This is a genomic window from Mycobacterium numidiamassiliense (assembly GCF_900157365.1).
In the GTDB taxonomy this organism is placed as follows: domain Bacteria; phylum Actinomycetota; class Actinomycetes; order Mycobacteriales; family Mycobacteriaceae; genus Mycobacterium; species Mycobacterium numidiamassiliense.
Map to the genome: position 1 here is coordinate 2,069,148 of NZ_FUEZ01000004.1, position 17,957 is coordinate 2,087,104.

Annotated in this window: 20 protein-coding genes and 1 tRNA gene; 12 read left to right on the forward strand and 9 right to left on the reverse strand. The window is 65.8% G+C overall.

Features of this window, described 5'->3' with window-relative positions; genetic code table 11:
- Nucleotides 1–53 precede the first annotated feature (53 nt).
- On the forward strand, nt 54–932 hold the full coding sequence (locus MNAB215_RS18395) for an LLM class flavin-dependent oxidoreductase (protein ID WP_077080090.1): 879 nt from the start codon (nt 54–56) through the stop codon (nt 930–932).
- Here the strand turns inward: MNAB215_RS18395 and MNAB215_RS18400 are convergent.
- Both MNAB215_RS18400 and MNAB215_RS18405 read right to left on the reverse strand, forming a co-directional pair.
- Nucleotides 882–1,790: an FkbM family methyltransferase gene (locus MNAB215_RS18400; protein ID WP_077080091.1), complete on the reverse strand. Its 909-nt coding sequence runs from the start codon at nt 1,788–1,790 to the stop codon at nt 882–884. The two genes, MNAB215_RS18395 and MNAB215_RS18400, sit on opposite strands and share 51 nt — an antisense overlap.
- A gap of 55 nt (nt 1,791–1,845) precedes the next feature.
- Complete coding sequence (locus tag MNAB215_RS18405; protein ID WP_077082134.1) at nt 1,846–3,579, reverse strand: NAD-binding protein; 1,734 nt, start codon at nt 3,577–3,579, stop codon at nt 1,846–1,848.
- A gap of 212 nt (nt 3,580–3,791) precedes the next feature.
- On the opposite strand from MNAB215_RS18405, the gene MNAB215_RS18410 reads away from it, so the two are divergent.
- Together MNAB215_RS18410 and MNAB215_RS18415 are read left to right on the forward strand one after the other, a co-directional pair.
- A complete protein-coding gene (locus MNAB215_RS18410) occupies nt 3,792–4,328 on the forward strand; it encodes an NUDIX domain-containing protein (protein WP_077080092.1) in 537 nt (178 codons plus the stop codon).
- Between the two features lie 52 nt (nt 4,329–4,380).
- Nucleotides 4,381–4,896, forward strand: a complete 516-nt coding sequence (locus MNAB215_RS18415) for an Rv2253 family sensor-like surface protein (protein WP_483869955.1) — start codon at nt 4,381–4,383, stop codon at nt 4,894–4,896.
- A gap of 18 nt (nt 4,897–4,914) precedes the next feature.
- Here the strand turns inward: MNAB215_RS18415 and MNAB215_RS18420 are convergent, their stop codons facing one another.
- On the reverse strand, nt 4,915–5,202 hold the full coding sequence (locus tag MNAB215_RS18420; RefSeq protein WP_083746334.1) for a DUF732 domain-containing protein: 288 nt from the start codon (nt 5,200–5,202) through the stop codon (nt 4,915–4,917).
- Nucleotides 5,203–5,472: 270 nt separating this feature from the next.
- On the opposite strand from MNAB215_RS18420, the gene MNAB215_RS18425 reads away from it, so the two are divergent.
- On the forward strand, nt 5,473–6,066 hold the full coding sequence (locus MNAB215_RS18425) for a DUF1345 domain-containing protein (RefSeq protein ID WP_174604664.1): 594 nt from the start codon (nt 5,473–5,475) through the stop codon (nt 6,064–6,066).
- Between the two features lie 10 nt (nt 6,067–6,076).
- Here MNAB215_RS18425 and MNAB215_RS18430 read toward each other — a convergent pair whose 3' ends face one another.
- The 3 genes from MNAB215_RS18430 to MNAB215_RS18440 form a co-directional block, all read right to left on the reverse strand.
- Nucleotides 6,077–6,496, reverse strand: coding sequence for a hypothetical protein (locus MNAB215_RS18430; protein ID WP_077080095.1), 420 nt, complete (start codon nt 6,494–6,496; stop codon nt 6,077–6,079).
- A gap of 112 nt (nt 6,497–6,608) precedes the next feature.
- Complete coding sequence (locus MNAB215_RS18435) at nt 6,609–7,232, reverse strand: TetR/AcrR family transcriptional regulator (protein WP_077080096.1); 624 nt, start codon at nt 7,230–7,232, stop codon at nt 6,609–6,611.
- Between the two features lie 11 nt (nt 7,233–7,243).
- Nucleotides 7,244–8,233: an NAD-dependent epimerase/dehydratase family protein gene (locus tag MNAB215_RS18440; protein WP_077080097.1), complete on the reverse strand. Its 990-nt coding sequence runs from the start codon at nt 8,231–8,233 to the stop codon at nt 7,244–7,246.
- A gap of 90 nt (nt 8,234–8,323) precedes the next feature.
- Here MNAB215_RS18440 and MNAB215_RS18445 point away from each other — a divergent pair, with 90 nt between their 5' ends.
- Nucleotides 8,324–9,136 (forward strand): SDR family NAD(P)-dependent oxidoreductase, encoded by an 813-nt coding sequence (locus tag MNAB215_RS18445; protein WP_077080098.1) that lies wholly within the window; start codon nt 8,324–8,326, stop codon nt 9,134–9,136.
- A 71-nt stretch (nt 9,137–9,207) separates the two neighbouring features.
- Here MNAB215_RS18445 and MNAB215_RS18450 read toward each other — a convergent pair whose 3' ends face one another.
- Complete coding sequence (locus tag MNAB215_RS18450) at nt 9,208–9,996, reverse strand: SDR family NAD(P)-dependent oxidoreductase (protein ID WP_108637787.1); 789 nt, start codon at nt 9,994–9,996, stop codon at nt 9,208–9,210.
- A 57-nt stretch (nt 9,997–10,053) separates the two neighbouring features.
- Here MNAB215_RS18450 and MNAB215_RS18455 point away from each other — a divergent pair, with 57 nt between their 5' ends.
- Both MNAB215_RS18455 and MNAB215_RS18460 read left to right on the forward strand, forming a co-directional pair.
- Nucleotides 10,054–10,620, forward strand: a complete 567-nt coding sequence (locus MNAB215_RS18455) for a carboxymuconolactone decarboxylase family protein (RefSeq protein ID WP_077080100.1) — start codon at nt 10,054–10,056, stop codon at nt 10,618–10,620.
- Nucleotides 10,621–10,667: 47 nt separating this feature from the next.
- A complete protein-coding gene (locus MNAB215_RS18460) occupies nt 10,668–11,123 on the forward strand; it encodes a nitroreductase family deazaflavin-dependent oxidoreductase (RefSeq protein WP_077082136.1) in 456 nt (151 codons plus the stop codon).
- 27 nt (nt 11,124–11,150) lie between these two features.
- On the opposite strand, the gene MNAB215_RS29785 is transcribed toward MNAB215_RS18460, so the two are convergent.
- On the reverse strand, nt 11,151–11,294 hold the full coding sequence (locus tag MNAB215_RS29785; RefSeq protein ID WP_165691587.1) for a hypothetical protein: 144 nt from the start codon (nt 11,292–11,294) through the stop codon (nt 11,151–11,153).
- Nucleotides 11,295–11,753: 459 nt separating this feature from the next.
- On the opposite strand from MNAB215_RS29785, the gene MNAB215_RS18465 reads away from it, so the two are divergent.
- Nucleotides 11,754–12,131: a tautomerase family protein gene (locus MNAB215_RS18465; RefSeq protein ID WP_077080101.1), complete on the forward strand. Its 378-nt coding sequence runs from the start codon at nt 11,754–11,756 to the stop codon at nt 12,129–12,131.
- Between the two features lie 147 nt (nt 12,132–12,278).
- Here the strand turns inward: MNAB215_RS18465 and MNAB215_RS18470 are convergent.
- A tRNA-Arg gene (locus tag MNAB215_RS18470) sits at nt 12,279–12,351 on the reverse strand.
- Between the two features lie 113 nt (nt 12,352–12,464).
- Here MNAB215_RS18470 and argS point away from each other — a divergent pair.
- The 4 genes from argS to thrC are packed head-to-tail and all read left to right on the forward strand — an operon-like array spanning nt 12,465 to nt 17,937.
- The gene (gene argS / locus MNAB215_RS18475; RefSeq protein WP_077080102.1) at nt 12,465–14,117 is read left to right on the forward strand and encodes an arginine--tRNA ligase; all 1,653 of its coding nucleotides are present in this window, start codon (nt 12,465–12,467) and stop codon (nt 14,115–14,117) included.
- A 56-nt stretch (nt 14,118–14,173) separates the two neighbouring features.
- On the forward strand, nt 14,174–15,532 hold the full coding sequence (gene lysA / locus MNAB215_RS18480) for a diaminopimelate decarboxylase (RefSeq protein ID WP_245830455.1): 1,359 nt from the start codon (nt 14,174–14,176) through the stop codon (nt 15,530–15,532).
- A gap of 3 nt (nt 15,533–15,535) precedes the next feature.
- Nucleotides 15,536–16,858: a homoserine dehydrogenase gene (locus MNAB215_RS18485; RefSeq protein ID WP_077080104.1), complete on the forward strand. Its 1,323-nt coding sequence runs from the start codon at nt 15,536–15,538 to the stop codon at nt 16,856–16,858.
- A complete protein-coding gene (gene thrC / locus MNAB215_RS18490; protein WP_077080105.1) occupies nt 16,855–17,937 on the forward strand; it encodes a threonine synthase in 1,083 nt (360 codons plus the stop codon). Before MNAB215_RS18485 ends, thrC begins: the two co-directional genes overlap by 4 nt.
- The last annotated feature ends 20 nt before the right edge of the window (nt 17,938–17,957 follow it).

A 17,957-nucleotide genomic window follows, 5' to 3' on the forward strand; every position in this document is an offset into this window, starting at 1 on the left:
CTGCGGCAGCGCGATGTTGAGTCCGTGCCAGAATCGCGTTCGTGCGGATAGCGATGACCATGCCGGTGATGGAGCCGGATTTGGATGCGACGGTTCTACAGGACTGGGCGCGCGCCATCGACGAGGGGCCGTTCTCGTCGCTGTGCTGGGGCGAGCGCATCACGTTCTCCAACCCCGACAACCTGACCTTGTTGGGCGCGCTGGCCGCCTGGACGAGTCGGGTTCGGTTGGTGACGACGGTGATCGTGCCGCAGCTGCATGATCCGGTGATGCTGGCGAAGGCACTGGCAACGGCCGACATGCTGAGTGGCGGGCGGCTGACGGTCGGCGTCGGCGTGGGCGGCAGGCATGAGGACTACCACGCCGTCGGTGCCGATCTGGCGACGCAGACGATCCGGGGCATGGCCGAACGGGTCGCGGTGATGAAACGGGTGTGGGCGGGGGAGAAGATTACCGAATCAGTGCTACCGGTGGGGCCGTCGCCGGTCCAGCCCGGCGGCCCACCGCTGTTCGTCGGCGCCATCGGGCCCAAGACCGTTCGCAGCGCCGCCGCATGGGCCGACGGACTGGCCGGCACCACGCTCGACCTTGATGTCGCCAAGCAGAACGAGCTTTTCGACGTCGCGCGTGAGGCGTGGGCGCAGGCCGGCAAGCCGCAACCCCACCTTGCGACGTCGTTCTGGTTCGCGTTCGGGGCGCCGGATGAGGCCCGCGCACAGGTGCACGGCCACCTGCGCCGCTACATGAACTGGATTCCGGCCGAATACGTCGACGCGATGGCGCCGACGACGGGCTGGGCCGGCACGGAAGACGAGTTGTTGACGGTGCTGCGGCGATTCGAGGACATCGGCACCGACGAGGTGCAGCTCATTCCGACGAGTTCAGACCTCGGACAGGTCCGACGCGCCGCCGAGGTTGCCGCCCGGCTCTAGGCCGCCAGTGGGCGTGCGGCCGTTGAGGATGTCGACGTAGCGCTGCGCTCCGCCGTCTAGCGCCCGCCGTTCGTCGAGCAGCGTTACGCAGCGCAATGCCAGGTCAACCGATCCGTAGCAGTGATGCGCGATCAGGGCCAGCTGCTTGAGCTGCTCGTCGGTCATCTCATCCGGGCGGCCGAAGTCGCGCACGTAGACCAGGTCCGCGTCGAGGACCTGGTTGGGCTCGAAGTGGGGAACGTCGCCCAACAGAGGTGAGGAGATCCGCCAGGTTTTCATCGCGGGGAAGCCGTGCGGGAGGAATCCCTGGCCGCGCAGTTCCCCGTCGATGTCACCCAATGTCGGCTGGTCCTTGTACAGCGGCGTGAACGAGACCTCGGCCTGGATCGCCACCGCTTCGGCGAGCTTGGTCGTCCCACCCCGAAACACCACGAGCTCGCTGCCCTGAACATCGATCTTGAGCAAGTCGAGGTGCGCAATCTCGGCGATGTCGTCCAGGCGGTGAGTCTGCATGGGGATCTCGACGAGGACGTGCGCAAGCGGTTCGAGGACGCCGAACAAGCCCAGCCGCTCCAGGTCCGGTTCCAGCAGGCTCGACAATCCCCTGCCCCGGCTGACGTACAGGGTGTGCGCGCCGCCGTCGCCCACCGCGCCGTGCACATAGCGTTCGTTCGGGTCGTGCCGTTTGGCCTGCAGTTCGAAGAACGCATCCCGTTGGGCCTCAAAGCCGGTCACCTGGCAGAGGCCGGCCGCGAGCATCGCCGTGTAGGGCGGGTCGTCATCGCCGAGTCTCGCGCCGACATCGACGACCTGCGTCAGGCGCTCGGGTGACAGCAACGCCTGCAACGGATCGGGCACGGGCTCAAGTTCACCATGCTGTTGCTGACACGGACACGTTTAACGCACTTCCGATTTAAGCGGGCAGCCGCTTCTGGTCGATGTCCGGCTGGTGCGGTGGCTGCCCCTTGCGCAGTGTCGCCAGCAACTCGCGATAGGGGCCCACGACGTAGACGGTGTCTCCGCCGCGCAGCCGGGCGTCGCGTCGCGGGCGGAGCTGGAGCGGGGCGTCGAGCCGGGTGATGGCGATGACCCGGGTTTGGGTGGACATCTCGAACATTCGTAGCCCGTCGAGCTCGCTGTCCGCCGCAACGTACATGCTTCCGACCATGAAGTAGCGCTGCCCGACCGAAAACGTCCCCAAGACTTGCAGGCCGATCGCGGCGCCGATGAACCATGGCGCGGCGAGTTCGACGGTCGAGCGGACGGTGTCGAAGCCGAAGCGTCGTGCCACGGCGCTGCCCAGCCGGCGGTCGTAGATGCGCAGCACAATCGGAACCTCGGGCCGGATGACCTTCGGCATCACCCGGGGGCCGAGCATCTCGCGCAGCACGATCCCGGTCTCGATGTTGACCATGTCGTCGTGGGTCAAGACCGCCACCGCGCGCGCGTGGTCGACGCGGGCCGCCTCCAGCGTCTGGCGCAGCGTGGCGTCGCCGAAGATCACCGGCACGCCGAGCTCGGCCGCGGTCGACAAATAGCGGTTGTTCTCGTCTATTTCGATGACCGCGACGTCGTATCCGGCGTCGGTCAGATCGGCGACGACGCGGCTGCCGTGCGAGCCCAGCCCGACGACGATGACGTGGTTGCGCAAGTGGCGTGCCCGCCGGCGACCGGCGGTGTACGCGAAGCGGCGCGAGATGAGCAGGTCGGCGATGAATGCGACCAGGACGGCGGTGGTGATCACGCCGCCGAACATCAACATGATGGCGAACAGTCGCAGCCAGGTCGGCTGCGACAGGAAGCTGAAGTCGCCGTAGCCTACGGTCGCGATGGTCTCGGTGCTGAAGTACAAGGCGTCGACCCAGGTCATCCGCGGGTGGGGTACGTAGCAGAAGCGCAGCAGCACCGTCGAGCCGATCAGCACGGCCAACACCGCGGTGACCGCCCGCACGAACATCGGGTTGACGTCGTTGCGCAGGGCGCGCGCGGCATCGACCATTCGTCGCAGCGGACGGTGCCGTGAGCGCGAGGTGGTGGGGCGAGGGGCCTTGATGCCGCGGGCTGCCAACTCTTCGGCGGTGCCGATCACCGCCGCCCAGTCGCCGGCATGGACCTGAAGGTCGCGACCCGGGCAGGCTTCCAGCAACCCGGGTGTGGGCGAGTTCTTGCCGTGGATCACCGCCACCGGCGCCAGGTCGGCGTAGATCTCCCGCAGCGTCGCGTCGTACGGCACCTCCGCGCCCGACACCACGAACTTGATGCCGGCCGCGTCAAACGGGTGCGAGGGGCGCGCCAGACATGCCTCGACGACCGACGGCACCGCCAGCTCGGCGACATCGAGGATCGCGCCGGTGCCGTTGTCGACCGCTACCGCTGTCCGCAGCACGTCGTTGGCCAGCCGCGCCACCACGCGTACATTCGGGTTGGCATCCCTTGCTAACAAAGCGATTTCGAGATTTATCGCGTCGTCATTGCCCGCACAGATCACCGCAGTCGCGTGCGCAACCCCAGCCTCGGTGAGGTCGTCTTCGGTGTCTGCGACCTCGGTGTCGACGAGCCTGACAACAGGCATACCTGCGCTACTGAGCTCTTCGACAATCGTCCTCGCCAGCGCGTCGTCGCCGCTGACGATGACGTGGCTGTGCATGCCTTGCTGCATGGTTACTCACTCCATCCGGGCGTTAGCGCGATTTGCTAGAACTATCGGGCAGTGTGCCAGATCGTGCCACCCGGCACGATCGATGTCACTGTCTATGCGATCCCCGGCTGGGCGCGTTGCTTTGGTTGCGGCGCAACAACTTCAACTCGCGCCCGCCACCTGGCCCGCGCTGGGGAGGAGGAGACCGAGATACTGTCGAGGTGCCCATCATCGAAACCGTCGCATCCCGCGAGATCTACCGGAACCCGTGGCTGGTGCTCCGCGAGGACGACATTCGCCGCCCGGACGGCAGCTCAGGCATCTACTCTGTGGTGGACAAGCCCAACTATGCGCTGGTGATGCCCTACGACGGGCAGCGATTCCGGTTGGTCGAACAGTTTCGGTATCCGCTGGGAGTGCGGCGGTGGGAGTTTCCGCAGGGCACCGCTCCCGGCCTGGCGGACGCCGAACCGGCCGAGCTCGCCGCGCGTGAGCTCCGCGAGGAGACCGGACTAGGTGCCACCGCGTTCGTGGCGCTGGGCCTGGTCGATGTCGCTCCGGGGATGACCAGCCAGCGGGGGTGGGTGTTCCTGGCGACCGGGATCACCGAGGGCGAAGCGGAGCGCGAGCACGAAGAGCAGGACATGCGCAGCGCGTGGTTTCCCCGCGACGAGGTCGAGCAGATGATCCGCTCCGGGGTGATCGCCGACGCGCAGTCGATCGCCGCCTACGGCTTGTTCCTGCTGCAGAAACAGTGATCGTGTCCGCGCCGATACCTCGTTGCGTCATCGCATACGCACCATTGACGTGGTGTGTTCACGATCGCTTGCTGCCACGCGCTGGGCAGCGGTCCTTGGCACCGTAGCGCTTGCGGTCCTCGGCGTCCCCGCCGTTCGCGTGCACGCGGCGATGCCGGCCTGGAACGGGAAATACTCGTTGGTGCGCTACGCCGTCCAGAAGACGGGCACCAGCGTGGCCGCCGGTCAAGCCGAGCCCACCTTCAGCGCCGACTACGTCTTCGTGACGTCGTGTTCGTCGGGGCCATGCGTCGCCACGGCCACCAACGGACCGGTTCCCAAGAACCCGACCCTGCCGCAGCCGTCCCACTACGTCTGGGACGGAACAAGATGGGTCGAGCACTTCGACTTTCAGTGGGATTGCTATATGGGAGAAGGGAATCCGAAAGTCTGGGCACCCGCGAAGTCGTGGGCCTTCTACACCCCGCAGCCCGACGGTTCGCTGCGGGGCACCTGGCACACCGACATCGACAGCGGCCCGTGTCGTGGAACCGTGGAAATGCCGGTCGCTGCCTTTTCGGCCGGGTGATTCCGGCCGGTCGAGGGACTACGGGCAGTAGTTCGATTCCGCGGCGCTCACGATGGCGGTGGCGTCCGCGTAGCTGAAGCTGCTGTTCAAGCCGGAGTGGACGTCAGCGGCCAACTGGTCCGGCGTTTGACCGGCGGCCCGGTTTGAGCAGATGGCATGGCCGAGCGAAATCAGAGTGGAATCCCCTCCCGGCTGCCAGACGACGCCGATCTTCTTCAGCTGGGCGAGATACCCGTCGTCGTCGGCGGTGGCAACTCCACTGCCCGCGGTGAGCACGGCAGCAATTGCGGCAGGGATACACAGCAGGCGTAGTCCGCGAACAGACATCGTTCGCCTCCTTCTTGGGGTAAGGGGTTGCAACGGCATCATTATGGGCTTCGTTAGCTGGGATTGCGCGCCGAACTGATGATGCTGGCAAACGATCGCGGAACACCCGAATCCGATGCGCGAGCGACGCGCGGTCGCAGCACGGCTACCACCTGCAGTTATTCAGGTTCGTGTGCTTAGGTCGGGAGTGTGAAACCTTCGGTTCTGTTTTCCCGCGAAACTGCGGCGGTCAGGATTGCGGTTGCCGTGATGGTTGGAGCCGGCGTCGCTTTCGCGGTGGGGAGCACGATCGGCTGGAGATTTGCGCTCACCGGTTGGGTCGCTGCCGCGCTGGTTTATGTGGGGTGGACGTGGCTCATCGTGGGCGGGATGGACGCCACGCAGACGTGCCGGTATGCGAACAGGGAGGACCCCACCCGGTGGGTCGCCGACGTGGTCATCGTCTCGGCGAGCATCGCGAGCCTGGGCGGTGTCGGCTATGTGGTTGCGGCCGGGTCGCATTCGGGCGCCAAAGCCGTCGCCGCCGCCCTTGTCGGCATTTTGACCGTCGCGGCGTCCTGGTTTGCCGTGCACACGTTGTACACGGTGCACTACGCGCGGCTCTACTACCGGGGCGAGCCCGGGGGAATCAATTTCCATGACCCCGAGCCGCCGAGCTTTCGCGACTTCGCGTATGTCGCCTTCACCGTCGGCATGACCTACCAGGTGTCGGACACTGAGATCGGTTTGACGTCAATCAGATCCACGGTGCTGCGACACGCGTTGCTGTCCTACCTGCTTGGTGCGGTCGTTCTGGCCGTCACTATCAATTTGATTGCGGGGCTGAGCTCGCGCGTTGGATAGTGTTCTGCCGCTAGCCAATTCGTGTGAGAACGAAGTCGTCGTGTTGGTCGCCAAGACCGCACGGCGCGGAGGTCTCCAAGAAGTCGACCTCGCCGGTGAGCGTTTGCGGATCCCATGATTGGTTGACGGTCACCGGATGTTGACTGTTATCCGGACACACGGCGCCCTCCGGGACGGTTCGGGTCACGGTGTAACGGCCGTTGACCAGCGGGGCATCAAACCCGGCATCCGGTGCTGTGCTCACGTGGGCGACGCAGGCCGGCGTGCACGTGGTTTTGATGATCCAGGTGCCCGTCAGGCCGTCTTCGTCGGCGTAAGAGTAGACGCCGTTCATCCTTGTTTCGTCCGTAGCCCCGGCCGGCGGTGCCGGTGTGCAAAGTCCGGCGTTGGCACCGATCGCGGCCGCCGCCATGAATGTGTTGATCCGCATGCTTTTTCGTCCTTGCGTCGCTGAGGGATGAGTTTGTTATACCGCCGCCTCCCCGTTGTGCGGCAAGCATTTCGGGAGCATTCATGGCTAAGTCAAATCGGTGAAGTCATATCTATGAATTGCCCGAGTCGGACGCGGCGCGCCCCGCCACCGTCCGCGCTGACACCCACGCCCGGCCGGAAAGACCGGCGGCGGCGCGGATCTCTCGGCGCGCTGCGGCGCGATCCGTGTCGGGAAAGATATAGTGGCTCAACGCGGTTCGTGCGATTGCGCCGGCGAGGTCGCGGGGTGCCAGTGCGGTGGTGATGGCGCCTTCGCTCGCGCAGAGCTGCAAAACCGCCACCAGCCCGTCGGCAAGCATGGGTAGCGCCGCGGCCATCTGGCCGTGCGCGAAGTCGGGCTCGAGGTCGAGCAGGTGCCCGGGCGGCTGAGCCTCGACGAAGCTTGCGACCACGTCGACCGCGGCTTCCAGCCGTGCGACGCCGACGACTCCGGACATGGCGTTGTCCATCGCCGCGTTGAAGCGACGCCGTTCGCGCTTTCCCAGCGCGTCGACGAGGCCGTCTTTGGATGCGAAGTAACGGTAGATGGTGGGCCGCGATACTCCGGCCAGGTTTGCCACGTCCGACAGCGACAACTTGCGGGCACCGGTCCGAAATACCAGGCGCTGGGTGGCGTCCAGGATTCGATCGGCCAAATCTCCGTGATCTGAGCCGCGTGATTCGGCGATCGACACCGCGGCGGCCCTTACAGCTTGCCGAGCTTGCGCAGCCACGAGATCAGCAGCCGCAGTCCGTCGTCAAAGGACATGGGGTCATACCCGAGGCGCCGGGCGGTCAGGTTGTCTGTGCTTCTGGGCGAACGCTTGCCCGTGGCCGCGGCTTTCGCGATGGCCATCAAGGTAGGCCCGAACTCGGCAGTCAACGCCTCGGGATCGGTGCGGTAGTCGAGATCCTCGACGCGGTGGTCGATTCCGGCGACCTCGCAGGCCCGGTTGATGCCACCGGCGGTACTGAAGGTGTCTTCGGGCCGGCCGACCAACAGGTAGCGCTCGCCGGCCACCCCGTTGTCCAGTGCCGCGATCGAGCCCTTCGCGACATCGGCCCCTGCGACCCAGGTCACCGGAAAAGCTAAGTAGCGCTTGATCTTTCCGCGCATGCCTGCCAACAGCACTCGATTGAAACTGGTGCGATGCAACGCGCGTTCCATGACCAGGCCCGGACCGTAGATGGCGCCTGGGTGGCAGGTCAGCACGTCGTCGCCCGCGGCAGCGCGCTGGTGCGCTTCCAGGAAGGCGGCGAGCTTGGTGACGGTGTAGGGGTCGTTCGGCGGATTCTGCAGGACGGGCGCCTCTTCGAACGCCAGCCCCGTGCTCAAGTCCAGGAAGGTGGCGGTGCTCAGGGCGACCACCCGCCGCATACCGTGGGCTTTCGCGGCATCCAGGACGTTCGTCGTCCCGACCAGGTTGACGGCCTTGAAGTCGTCGATGTCCTGACTCGCGCCACCGAGCAGTGCCGCACAGTGGATGGCCGCCTCTGCGCCCTTAGCAGCTGCGAGGACGTCGTCGGCGTCGCTGATGTCGCCCTTGACCAATTCGACGCCGATCTCGGCCAGCGCCGCGGCGGCGTCGGGATCGCGAACCAGGGCGCGAACCTGGTCACCACGCTCGATCAGCTGCTCGCAGACGTTGGCGCCGGTTTGACCCGTCGCGCCGGTGACGAAGATCGTGCTGGCCATCGCGGCCTCCCTGGGCTGGACTGCATTACATATCGAACATATTCAGTGAGAACTGTAAACCTTGAAGTGGGATTGTTCTATAGTCACTCCATGGCACTCGACCCCTCAAGCGTGCTCCTGACCGACCGCGTCGCGGTCGTCACCGGTGGCGGCTCCGGTATCGGCCGCGGCATCGCGGCGGGGCTGAAGGCATTTGGCGCGCGGGTCGCGATCTGGGAGCGAAACCCCGATACCTGCGCGTCCGCCGCCGAGGAGATCGGTGCTCTCGGTATTCCGGTCGACGTCCGGGACAGCGCCGCGGTGGACGCCGCGCTGGCGCAGACCTCCGGGGAGCTTGGGCCGGTGACGATCCTGGTCAACAATGCCGGGGGTGTCTTCTGGTCGGGGATCCTCGACACCAGCGAGAACGGCTGGGACGCCCTGTACAAGTCGAACCTGCGCCACGTCTACCTGTGCACGCAGCGGGTGGCCCGCAACCTCGTCGAGCAGAAACTGCCCGGCAGCATCATCAGCGTCACGTCGATCGAGGGTGTGCGCGCCGCACCCGGTTACGCGACGTACGCGGCGGCCAAGGCGGGCGTCATCAACTACACCAAGACCGCCGCGCTCGAGCTGGCCCCGCACGGCATCCGGGTCAACGCGCTGGCCCCCGATATCACCTGGACCGAAGGCCTCGCGCAGATTGCGCCACCGGGCACCGAGGGGCGAGTCGGACTCACCGTACCGATGGGACGCGCGGGTCACGTCGACGAAATGGCAGGCGCGGCAGTATTTCTCGCATCCGACATGGCCAGCTACGTCACCGGCCAGACGATCCATGTCGACGGCGGCACGCATGCGGCCAGCGGCTGGTACCACCACCCGGAGACCGGCGCCTACGCGCTCGGACCAACAACTCAATAAGGGCGAAAGAAATTCGCTAATTCACATCCGCTGCTCGCAATAGCGCTTGTGGGGATAATGGCTGCAATCAGCTAATCGCCCGTATTCATCGAGACGTGCGCTGACATCCCACCGTCGATCGAAATCATTTGTCCGGTAATGTAGCGGGACTGCTCGGAGGCCAGAAAAACGACGAGCTCCGCGACGTCCTGCGGCTGTCCGACATAGGGCGTCAACGTGGCGCGGCCGAGGCCGTCGAGGATCTCGTCGGACAGGTGCGCGCGCACGGCGTCGGTGAGAATCAATCCGGGCACGATGGTGTTCGCCCGCACGCGCCGCTTTCCCTCGCTGGTCGCCACGTACATCGTCAGGGCGTGCACCCCCGCCTTCGAAACGCCGTAGGCCAGGCGGGTCCGGTCAGCCGACAGGGCCGCTCCCGACGACATGTTGATGATCGAACCCCCGCCGCCGCTACGCATTTCGGGGACGGCATATTTGCACATGAGCAGCTGACTTCCGAGGTTGACCTCCATTGACCGCTGCCAGACCTCGATGGGCATCTCCGAGACCGTGGTGTCGCGGGACAAGAAGCCGCTGGCGGTCAACGCCGCGTTGTTGTGCAGGACGTCGACGCGGCCGAACTCAGCCACCGTGGCAGCCACCGCGGACCTCGCCGCGTCTTCCTCGGCGAGATCGCCGCCGACGGCGATCGCATGGGCCCCGGTTCGCCGAATCTCGACGGCAACCTCGTTGGCCTTCGCCTCGTCGATATCGACGACGGCAACGGCCGCACCTTCGCGGGCCAATTCGCGCGCCGTCGCCGCACCAATCCCGCCGGCACCTCCGGTAACTATCGCCACTTTTCCGGCAAGTCTGGACATCGAATTCTCCCGCATTGGCTTCTTTTCAGTGACGCATAAAAAAGATAGCCTGAATTAATGCCGCGTATTGCACCAATCCCGATGGAAGAGCTCAGCTCGCGCTCCCGCGAAATCGTCGACGCGGGTGTTGCCGCCGGGCTCTACGCGACGCCGGTGCCCCTGCAGATCTTCGCCTACCGCAGCGCACAGCTCGAGCAGGTCAATATGGCCAGGACCCACCTGGGTGCCGGCACGCTGCTCGGCGGCCGCATCCTGGAGCTCCTGCGCATCCGCAGCGCTCAACTGGGCGAGTGCGAACCCTGCAGCCAGTCGCGCAAACATGACTCAATCACCGACGAGGATGTCGCGTGCCTGCTCGCGCCGGGCCACGGCACGCTGACGCCACAGGAGGAGATGGCCGTCGAGTTCATCGACCTGCTCTCGGCCGATCACCACGCCATGGACGACGAGTTCTACAAACGGTTGGGTGAGCATTTCACCGCCGCACAGATCATCGAGCTCGGGTTCACCTGCGCCGGCGTCATGGGATTGCATCGCTTCATCCACACCCTCAACGTCTACGGAGACTCGGCGCCCGTCATCGAATACGACCGGGATCACATCGACAGCGCGAAGCAGGAGTAAGGGTGCCAACCCGAAACTTTGCTGATGCCAACGCATTTCATCGGGCGATGCGCGCCTTCATCGCCACGAAGGTGGGGGTGGCGCTTTTCCGCCCGACGGCACACCACCTCGATCGGCTGGCCAGCGCGCTCACCGGTGGTCGACGCAGCGCCTCTCTGATCGTGACCGGCGTTCCCGCTGTCATGCTCACCACCACTGGGGCGAAGTCGGGGGAGCCTCGTACCGTCGCGGTATTCCCGATCCCGCACCCCGAAGGACTGGCCGTCATCGCGTCGAATTTTGGCGGCACCAAGCACCCGGCCTGGTATCACAATCTCAAGGCCAACCCACAAGCGACTGTCTGTATCGAGGGCGATACCTGGGATGCCGTCGCGCGAGTTGCCCCGCCCGGCGAGCGCGACGAGATCTACGCGAAAGGCATCGAAATCTATCCCGGCTGGCGCACGTACGAAATAACGGCCGGCGATCGCCACATCGAGGCATTCGTCCTCGCCCGGAGTTAGCGCGCGCTCGACCTCCGTCAGCGGGCCTTACCTGGTCCGCATCGTCTCCGCGAACACGACCACGATCATGCCGAGGAGGATCGATCCCCAAAAGATCGAGCCGGCACCGAAGACGAAGAACTCGACCGCGACCACGGCCGCGACAATCGCGATAACCACCCAGCGACTCACCGCAGAACTGTAACCCGCCGGCACGGCTAGGGCGCGACCGCATACCGCGGCAAGGGCCCGTTGCCGCGCGCTTGATGACGTCAGCGACGATTTGGAACCTACGTCTTCGGCGACAGTTCCTGCGCGACAACGACTGTCGCGGGCGCCCGTGAGCGCCTGAGATTTCGCTCGCAAGCTCGTGCGTCCTAAATTCGGTCGGGGGTGTTGTGGGACAGAGACATTGGACACTCAGCACGATCGGCTGACTGCCTACCGCATGGGACGCATGACGGATTTGAGGGCCCTCGCGTCACCACCACGGCGCACCGGGGCGAGGCCCGCCGGAACGCGGGGCCGTAGTGCCCCGCCGGAACCGGCGCGCGGGGACCGCAAGTCGGGCATAGGGTCTTACTATCTGCTCCGACGTTAAGCACCAAATCTGAACTTTCTCAACCAAATCCGCAGCCAGAGGAGACTCTTATGCCGTTTGCACGTATCGATCTGCTTAAGGGAAAAACCGCCGAGTATCGCGCCGCTGTGGCCGACGTCGTGTACAAGGGAATTGTCGATGTCCTGAAGGCGCCGGAGGGCGACCGTTTCATAGTCATCGGCGAGCATTCACCTGATAATTTGATTTTCGACCAACACTTCCTGGGCTGGGATCGATCGCCTGATTTCATCTTGATCCAAGTGACCAGCACTGTCGGAAATGATAAAGATGTGAAGCTGGCATTCTTCCGGTATGTAGCTGACGAACTGAAGAGCAAGCTGTCCGTACGCCCTGATGACATCATGATTAACACGGTCTTCGTCGACCGTTCGGATTGGTCGTTCGGCAACGGCGATCCGTGGGTTTAGCAGAGCCGGGGTTGCTGTGCAATAAGCGCAGCGGACAGGCCGAGACACGCACGCCCAGCAATCTGACCAGCGATGGCAAAAATGCACAGGAAATGCATGCCGAGATTGGCTCACCTCAAAACCACGCTTGACCTGCGAGAATGCTTGTGCCCCCGGCAGGATTCGAACCTGCGGCCTTCTGCTCCGGAGGCAGACGCTCTATCCCCTGAGCTACGGGGGCGCACAGACACATGCTGCGCCATTGGGCCCAGACAGACTAACGCATCAAGGTGGCTGCTCCGTCATCGCAACGGATTCGGGGCGCGGGCACCCCAGCCAATAGGATGGACGCTCGTGACCCCCGCCGACCTGGCTGAGCTGCTCAAAATCACCGCCGCCGCGGTGCTGGCCGAGCATGGCCTCGACGTGTCTGCGCTGCCCGCAACGGTCACTGTGGAGCGGCCGCGCAACCCCGAGCACGGCGATTACGCCAGCAACCTGGCGTTGCAGCTGGGAAAGAAGGTCGGTACCAACCCGCGTGAGCTGGCCGGATGGCTCGCGCAGGCGCTCGCGCGGGCCGACGGGATCGCCGCGGCGGAGGTGGCCGGGCCGGGCTTCATTAACCTGCGGCTGGAAGCGTCGGCGCAGGCGGTGGTGATCAACAACGTCATCGACGCGGGCCAAAGCTTCGGCGCCTCCGACGACCTCGCCGCACACAACATCAACCTCGAGTTCGTCTCGGCCAACCCGACCGGGCCGATCCACATCGGCGGTACCCGTTGGGCCGCCGTCGGCGATGCGCTGGGCCGGCTGCTCACCAACCAGGGCGCCTCCGTGGAGCGTGAGTACTACTTCAACGACCACGGCGCCCAGATCGACCGCTTCGCCAGCTCGCTGATCGCCGCCGCCAAGGGCGAGCCGACCCCGAACGACGGATATGCGGGCAGCTACATCGTCGACATCGCCGCGGACGTGCTGAAGAAGGCGCCCGACGCGCTCAGCCTGCCCGAGGCCGAGATGCATGAGACCTTCCGCGAGATCGGCGTCGACCTGATGTTCACCCACATCAAAGAGTCGCTGCACGAATTCGGCACCGACTTCGACATCTACACCCACGAAGACTCCATGCACACCAGTGGCCTGGTCGACCAGGCTGTCGCCAAGCTTCGCGAGACCGGCAACATCTTCGAGAAGGACGGCGCAACCTGGTTGCGCACCACCGCTTTTGGCGACGACAAGGACCGCGTCGTGATCAAGAGCGACGGCAAGCCGGCCTACATCGCCGGCGACATCGCCTACTACCTGGACAAGAGGCAGCGCGGTTTCGACCTGTGCATCTACATGCTCGGTGCCGACCACCACGGGTACATCGCCCGGCTCAAGGCGGTCGCCGCGGCCTTCGGTGACGACCCGGCCACCGTCGAGGTCCTCATCGGTCAGATGGTCAACCTCGTCCGCGACGGGCAGCCCGTCCGGATGAGCAAGCGGGCCGGGACCGTGATCACACTCGACGACCTGGTCGATGCTCTCGGCGTGGATGCCGCGCGCTACAGCATGATCCGCTCGTCCGTCGACACCCCGATCGACATCGACCTGGCGCTGTGGTCCTCGGCCTCTAACGAAAACCCGGTCTACTACGTGCAATACGCGCATGCGCGGCTCTCCGCGCTGGCGCGCAGCGCGGCCGAGCTCGGCTTGATCCCCGACACCTGTCACCTCGAGCTGCTCAGCCACGACAAAGAGGGCACGTTGTTGCGCACCATCGGGGAATTCCCGCGAGTGCTGAAAACGGCTGCGTCCCTGCGCGAACCGCACCGGGTGTGCCGGTATCTGGAGGACCTCGCCGGTGACTACCACCGGTTCTACGACTCGTGCCGAGTGTTGCCCCAGGGCGACGAGCAACCCACCGACCTGCACACCGCGCGCCTGGCACTGTGCCAGGCCACCCGGCAGGTCATCGCCAACGGCCTGGCGATACTCGGCGTTACTGCTCCGGAGCGAATGTGAACGTCCACCCCGCCGGTCCCCGGCACGCCGAAGAAACGCGTCCCGCGCAGAGCCCGCTGCGTCCGCAGTCCCCCGAGGAGCTGCTGCGGCTGGCGCCAAACGTGTGGCCGCGCAACGTTGCTCGCGACGAAGCCGGCGTGACCGGCATCGCGGGAGTCGCGGTGACCGACCTCGCGCAGGAGTACGGCACCCCGCTGTTCGTCATCGACGAGGACGACTTCCGCTCTCGCTGTCGAGAGATCGCGGCGGCGTTCGGCGGCGGGCAGAACGTGCACTACGCCGCCAAGGCCTTCCTGTGCAGTGAGATAGCCCGCTGGATCGACGAGGAGGGCCTCAACCTCGACGTCTGCACCGGCGGAGAGCTGGCCGTCGCACTGCACGCCAACTTCCCGCCCGAGCGGATCACCTTCCACGGCAACAACAAATCCGTGTCGGAGTTGACCACTGCCGTCGAAGCCGGGGTGGGCCACATCGTCTTGGATTCGATGATCGAAATCGATCGCCTCGACGCCATTGCGGGAGAGGCCGGCATCGTCCAGGATGTCTTCGTTCGTTTGACCGTCGGGGTCGAAGCCCACACCCACGAATTCATCTCCACCGCACACGAAGATCAGAAGTTCGGACTGTCGGTCTCCAGTGGCGCGGCGGCGGCAGCGGTAAGCCGGGTCTTCGCCACCGACCACCTGCGACTGGTCGGCCTGCACAGCCACATCGGTTCGCAGATCTTCGATGTCGCCGGCTTCGAGATCGCGGCGCGCCGTGTCCTCGGTCTATTGCGGGACGTCGTCGCCGAGTTCGGTATCGAGAAGACCGCACAGATTTCGACTGTGGATCTCGGTGGTGGCCTGGGCATCTCGTACCTGGCACCTGACGACCCACCCCCGGTCGCCGAACTGGCGGCCAAGCTGAGCGCCATCGTGCGCGACGAGTCCGCCGCCGTCGGACTGCCGACCCCGAGGCTGGTGGTCGAGCCTGGGCGCGCCGTCGCCGGGCCGGGCACCATCACGCTCTACGAAGTCGGCACCGTCAAGGACGTCGACGTCAGTAGCACCGCACACCGTCGGTACGTCAGTGTCGACGGCGGCATGAGCGACAACATCCGCACCGCGCTGTACGACGCGCAGTACGACGCTCGGCTGGTCTCTAGGGTCAGCGACGCGCCGGCGACGCTGGCCCGCATCGTCGGAAAGCACTGCGAGAGCGGCGATATCGTCGTGCGCGATACCTGGGTGCCTGGTGACCTGAAGCCGGGCGACCTGCTTGGGGTGGCCGCAACCGGCGCCTATTGCTATTCGCTGTCCAGCCGTTACAACATGGTCGGCCGGCCCGCCGTGGTCGCGGTTCGCGATGGGCGGGCGCGGCTGATCCTGCGCCGAGAGACCGTCGAGGATCTGCTTAGTCTGGAAGTGAGGTGAACCGTGTCCGATGACGTCAAGCCGGTCGGCGTAGCTGTGCTCGGATTGGGCAACGTCGGCAGCGAAGTTGTCCGCATCATCAAGGACAGCGCCGACGATCTGGCGGCTCGTATCGGAGCGCCGCTGGCGTTGCGCGGCATCGGAGTTCGCCGCGTGGCCCCCGACCGCGGTGTTCCGGTGGAGCTGCTCACCGACAAGGTCGAGGAGCTGGTGTCGCGCGAAGACGTCGACATCGTCGTCGAGTTGATGGGCCCCGTCGAGCCATCCCGCAAGGCGATCCTGACCGCGCTCGAGCACGGCAAGTCCGTCGTCACCGCCAACAAGGCGCTGCTGTCCACCTCCACCGGCGAATTGGCGCAGGCAGCCGAAAATGCGCAGGTCGACTTGTATTTCGAGGCCGCGGTCGCCGGCGCCATCCCGGTTATCCGGCCCCTGACCCAGTCGCTGGCCGGCGACACCGTGGTCCGGGTGGCCGGGATCGTCAACGGCACCACCAACTACATCCTGTCCGCGATGGACAGCACCGGTACCGACTACGAGAGCGCCCTGGCCGATGCCAGCGCCCTGGGCTACGCCGAGGCCGATCCTACCGCGGACGTCGAAGGCTACGACGCGGCGGCCAAGGCCGCGATCCTGGCCTCCATTGCCTTCCACACCCGGGTCACCGCCGACGACGTGTATCGCGAAGGCATCACGAAAATCACCCCGGCCGACTTCGCCACCGCACATGCGTTGGGCTGCAACATCAAGCTGCTGTCCATCTGCGAGCGCATCACCGGCGACGATGGTCAGGAACGGGTCTCGGCGCGCGTCTATCCGGCGCTGGTGCCGTTGACGCATCCGCTGGCCACCGTCAGCGGAGCCTTCAACGCCGTGGTCGTCGAGGCCGAGGCGGCGGGGCGGTTGATGTTCTACGGCCAGGGCGCCGGCGGGGCGCCCACCGCATCGGCGGTGCTCGGTGACCTGGTAATGGCTGCGCGCAACCGGGTGCTGGGCAGCCGCGGTCCCAAGGAATCGAAATATGCCCAATTGCCCATTGCACCAATGGGATTGATCTCCACGCGTTACTACGTGAGCATGAATGTTGCCGACCGGCCCGGCGTGTTGTCCTCGGTGGCAGCCGAATTCGCCAAGCGCGAGGTCAGCATCGCCGAAGTTCGCCAGGAAGGTGTGGAGGACGGCGGACGGCGGGTTGGTGCCCGCATCGTGGTGGTCACGCACAGCGCCACCGACGCGGCGCTCTCCGAAACCGTAGATGCGCTCGCCGATTTGGACGCTGTGCTGGGTGTGGCCAGCGTGTTGCGACTGGAAGGGTCCGGCATATGAGCGTTCCGCGAACGGCCACGCACCAGCCCTGGCCGGGTTTGATCGCCGCCTATCGCGACCGGCTGCCGGTCGGCGACGATTGGGTACCGGTCACACTCCTCGAGGGCGGAACCCCGCTGATCGCGGCCACCCGGCTCTCCGAAAAGACCGGCTGCACGGTCTATCTCAAGGTCGAGGGCCTCAACCCCACGGGATCCTTCAAAGACCGCGGCATGACGATGGCGGTCACCGAGGCGGTGGCCCGTGGGCAGCAGGCCGTGTTGTGCGCGTCGACGGGCAACACCTCAGCCTCGGCGGCGGCCTATGCGGCCCGCGCCGGCATCACCTGCGCGGTGTTGATACCGCAGGGCAAGATCGCGATGGGCAAGCTCGCGCAGGCAGTCATGCACGGCGCCAAGATCATTCAGATCGAGGGCAACTTCGACGACTGCCTGGAGCTGGCCCGCAAGATGGCCGCCGACTTCCCGACGATCTCGCTGGTCAACTCCGTCAACCCGGTGCGCATCGAAGGCCAGAAGACGGCGGCGTTCGAAATCGTCGACGCGCTGGGCACCGCGCCCGACGTGCACTCTCTCCCGGTCGGCAACGCCGGGAACATCACCGCCTATTGGAAGGGCTACACCGAATACCACCAGGAGGGCGTGTTCGAGAAGTTGCCGCGGATGCTGGGCACCCAGGCAGCGGGCGCGGCGCCGCTGGTACACGGCAAGCCGGTCAGCAACCCCGAGACCATTGCGACCGCGATCCGCATCGGCGCTCCGGCGTCGTGGACGGCCGCCGTCGCCGCGCAGCAGCAATCCAACGGGCGTTTCCTGGCCGCGACCGACGACGAGATCCTGGCCGCCTACCACCTGGTGGCCGAATCCGAAGGAGTCTTCGTCGAACCCGCATCGGCGGCCAGCATCGCGGGCCTGCTCAAGTCCGTCGAGGACGGCTGGGTGGCGCGCGGCTCGACCGTGGTGTGCACGGTGACGGGCAATGGGCTCAAGGATCCGGACACCGCGCTGAAGGATATGCCGACCGTGGCCGCGCTTCCCGTGGATCCCGTGCTCGTTGTCGAGAAGCTGGGGCTCGCGTAGTGGCGATCGCAAACGCGCCG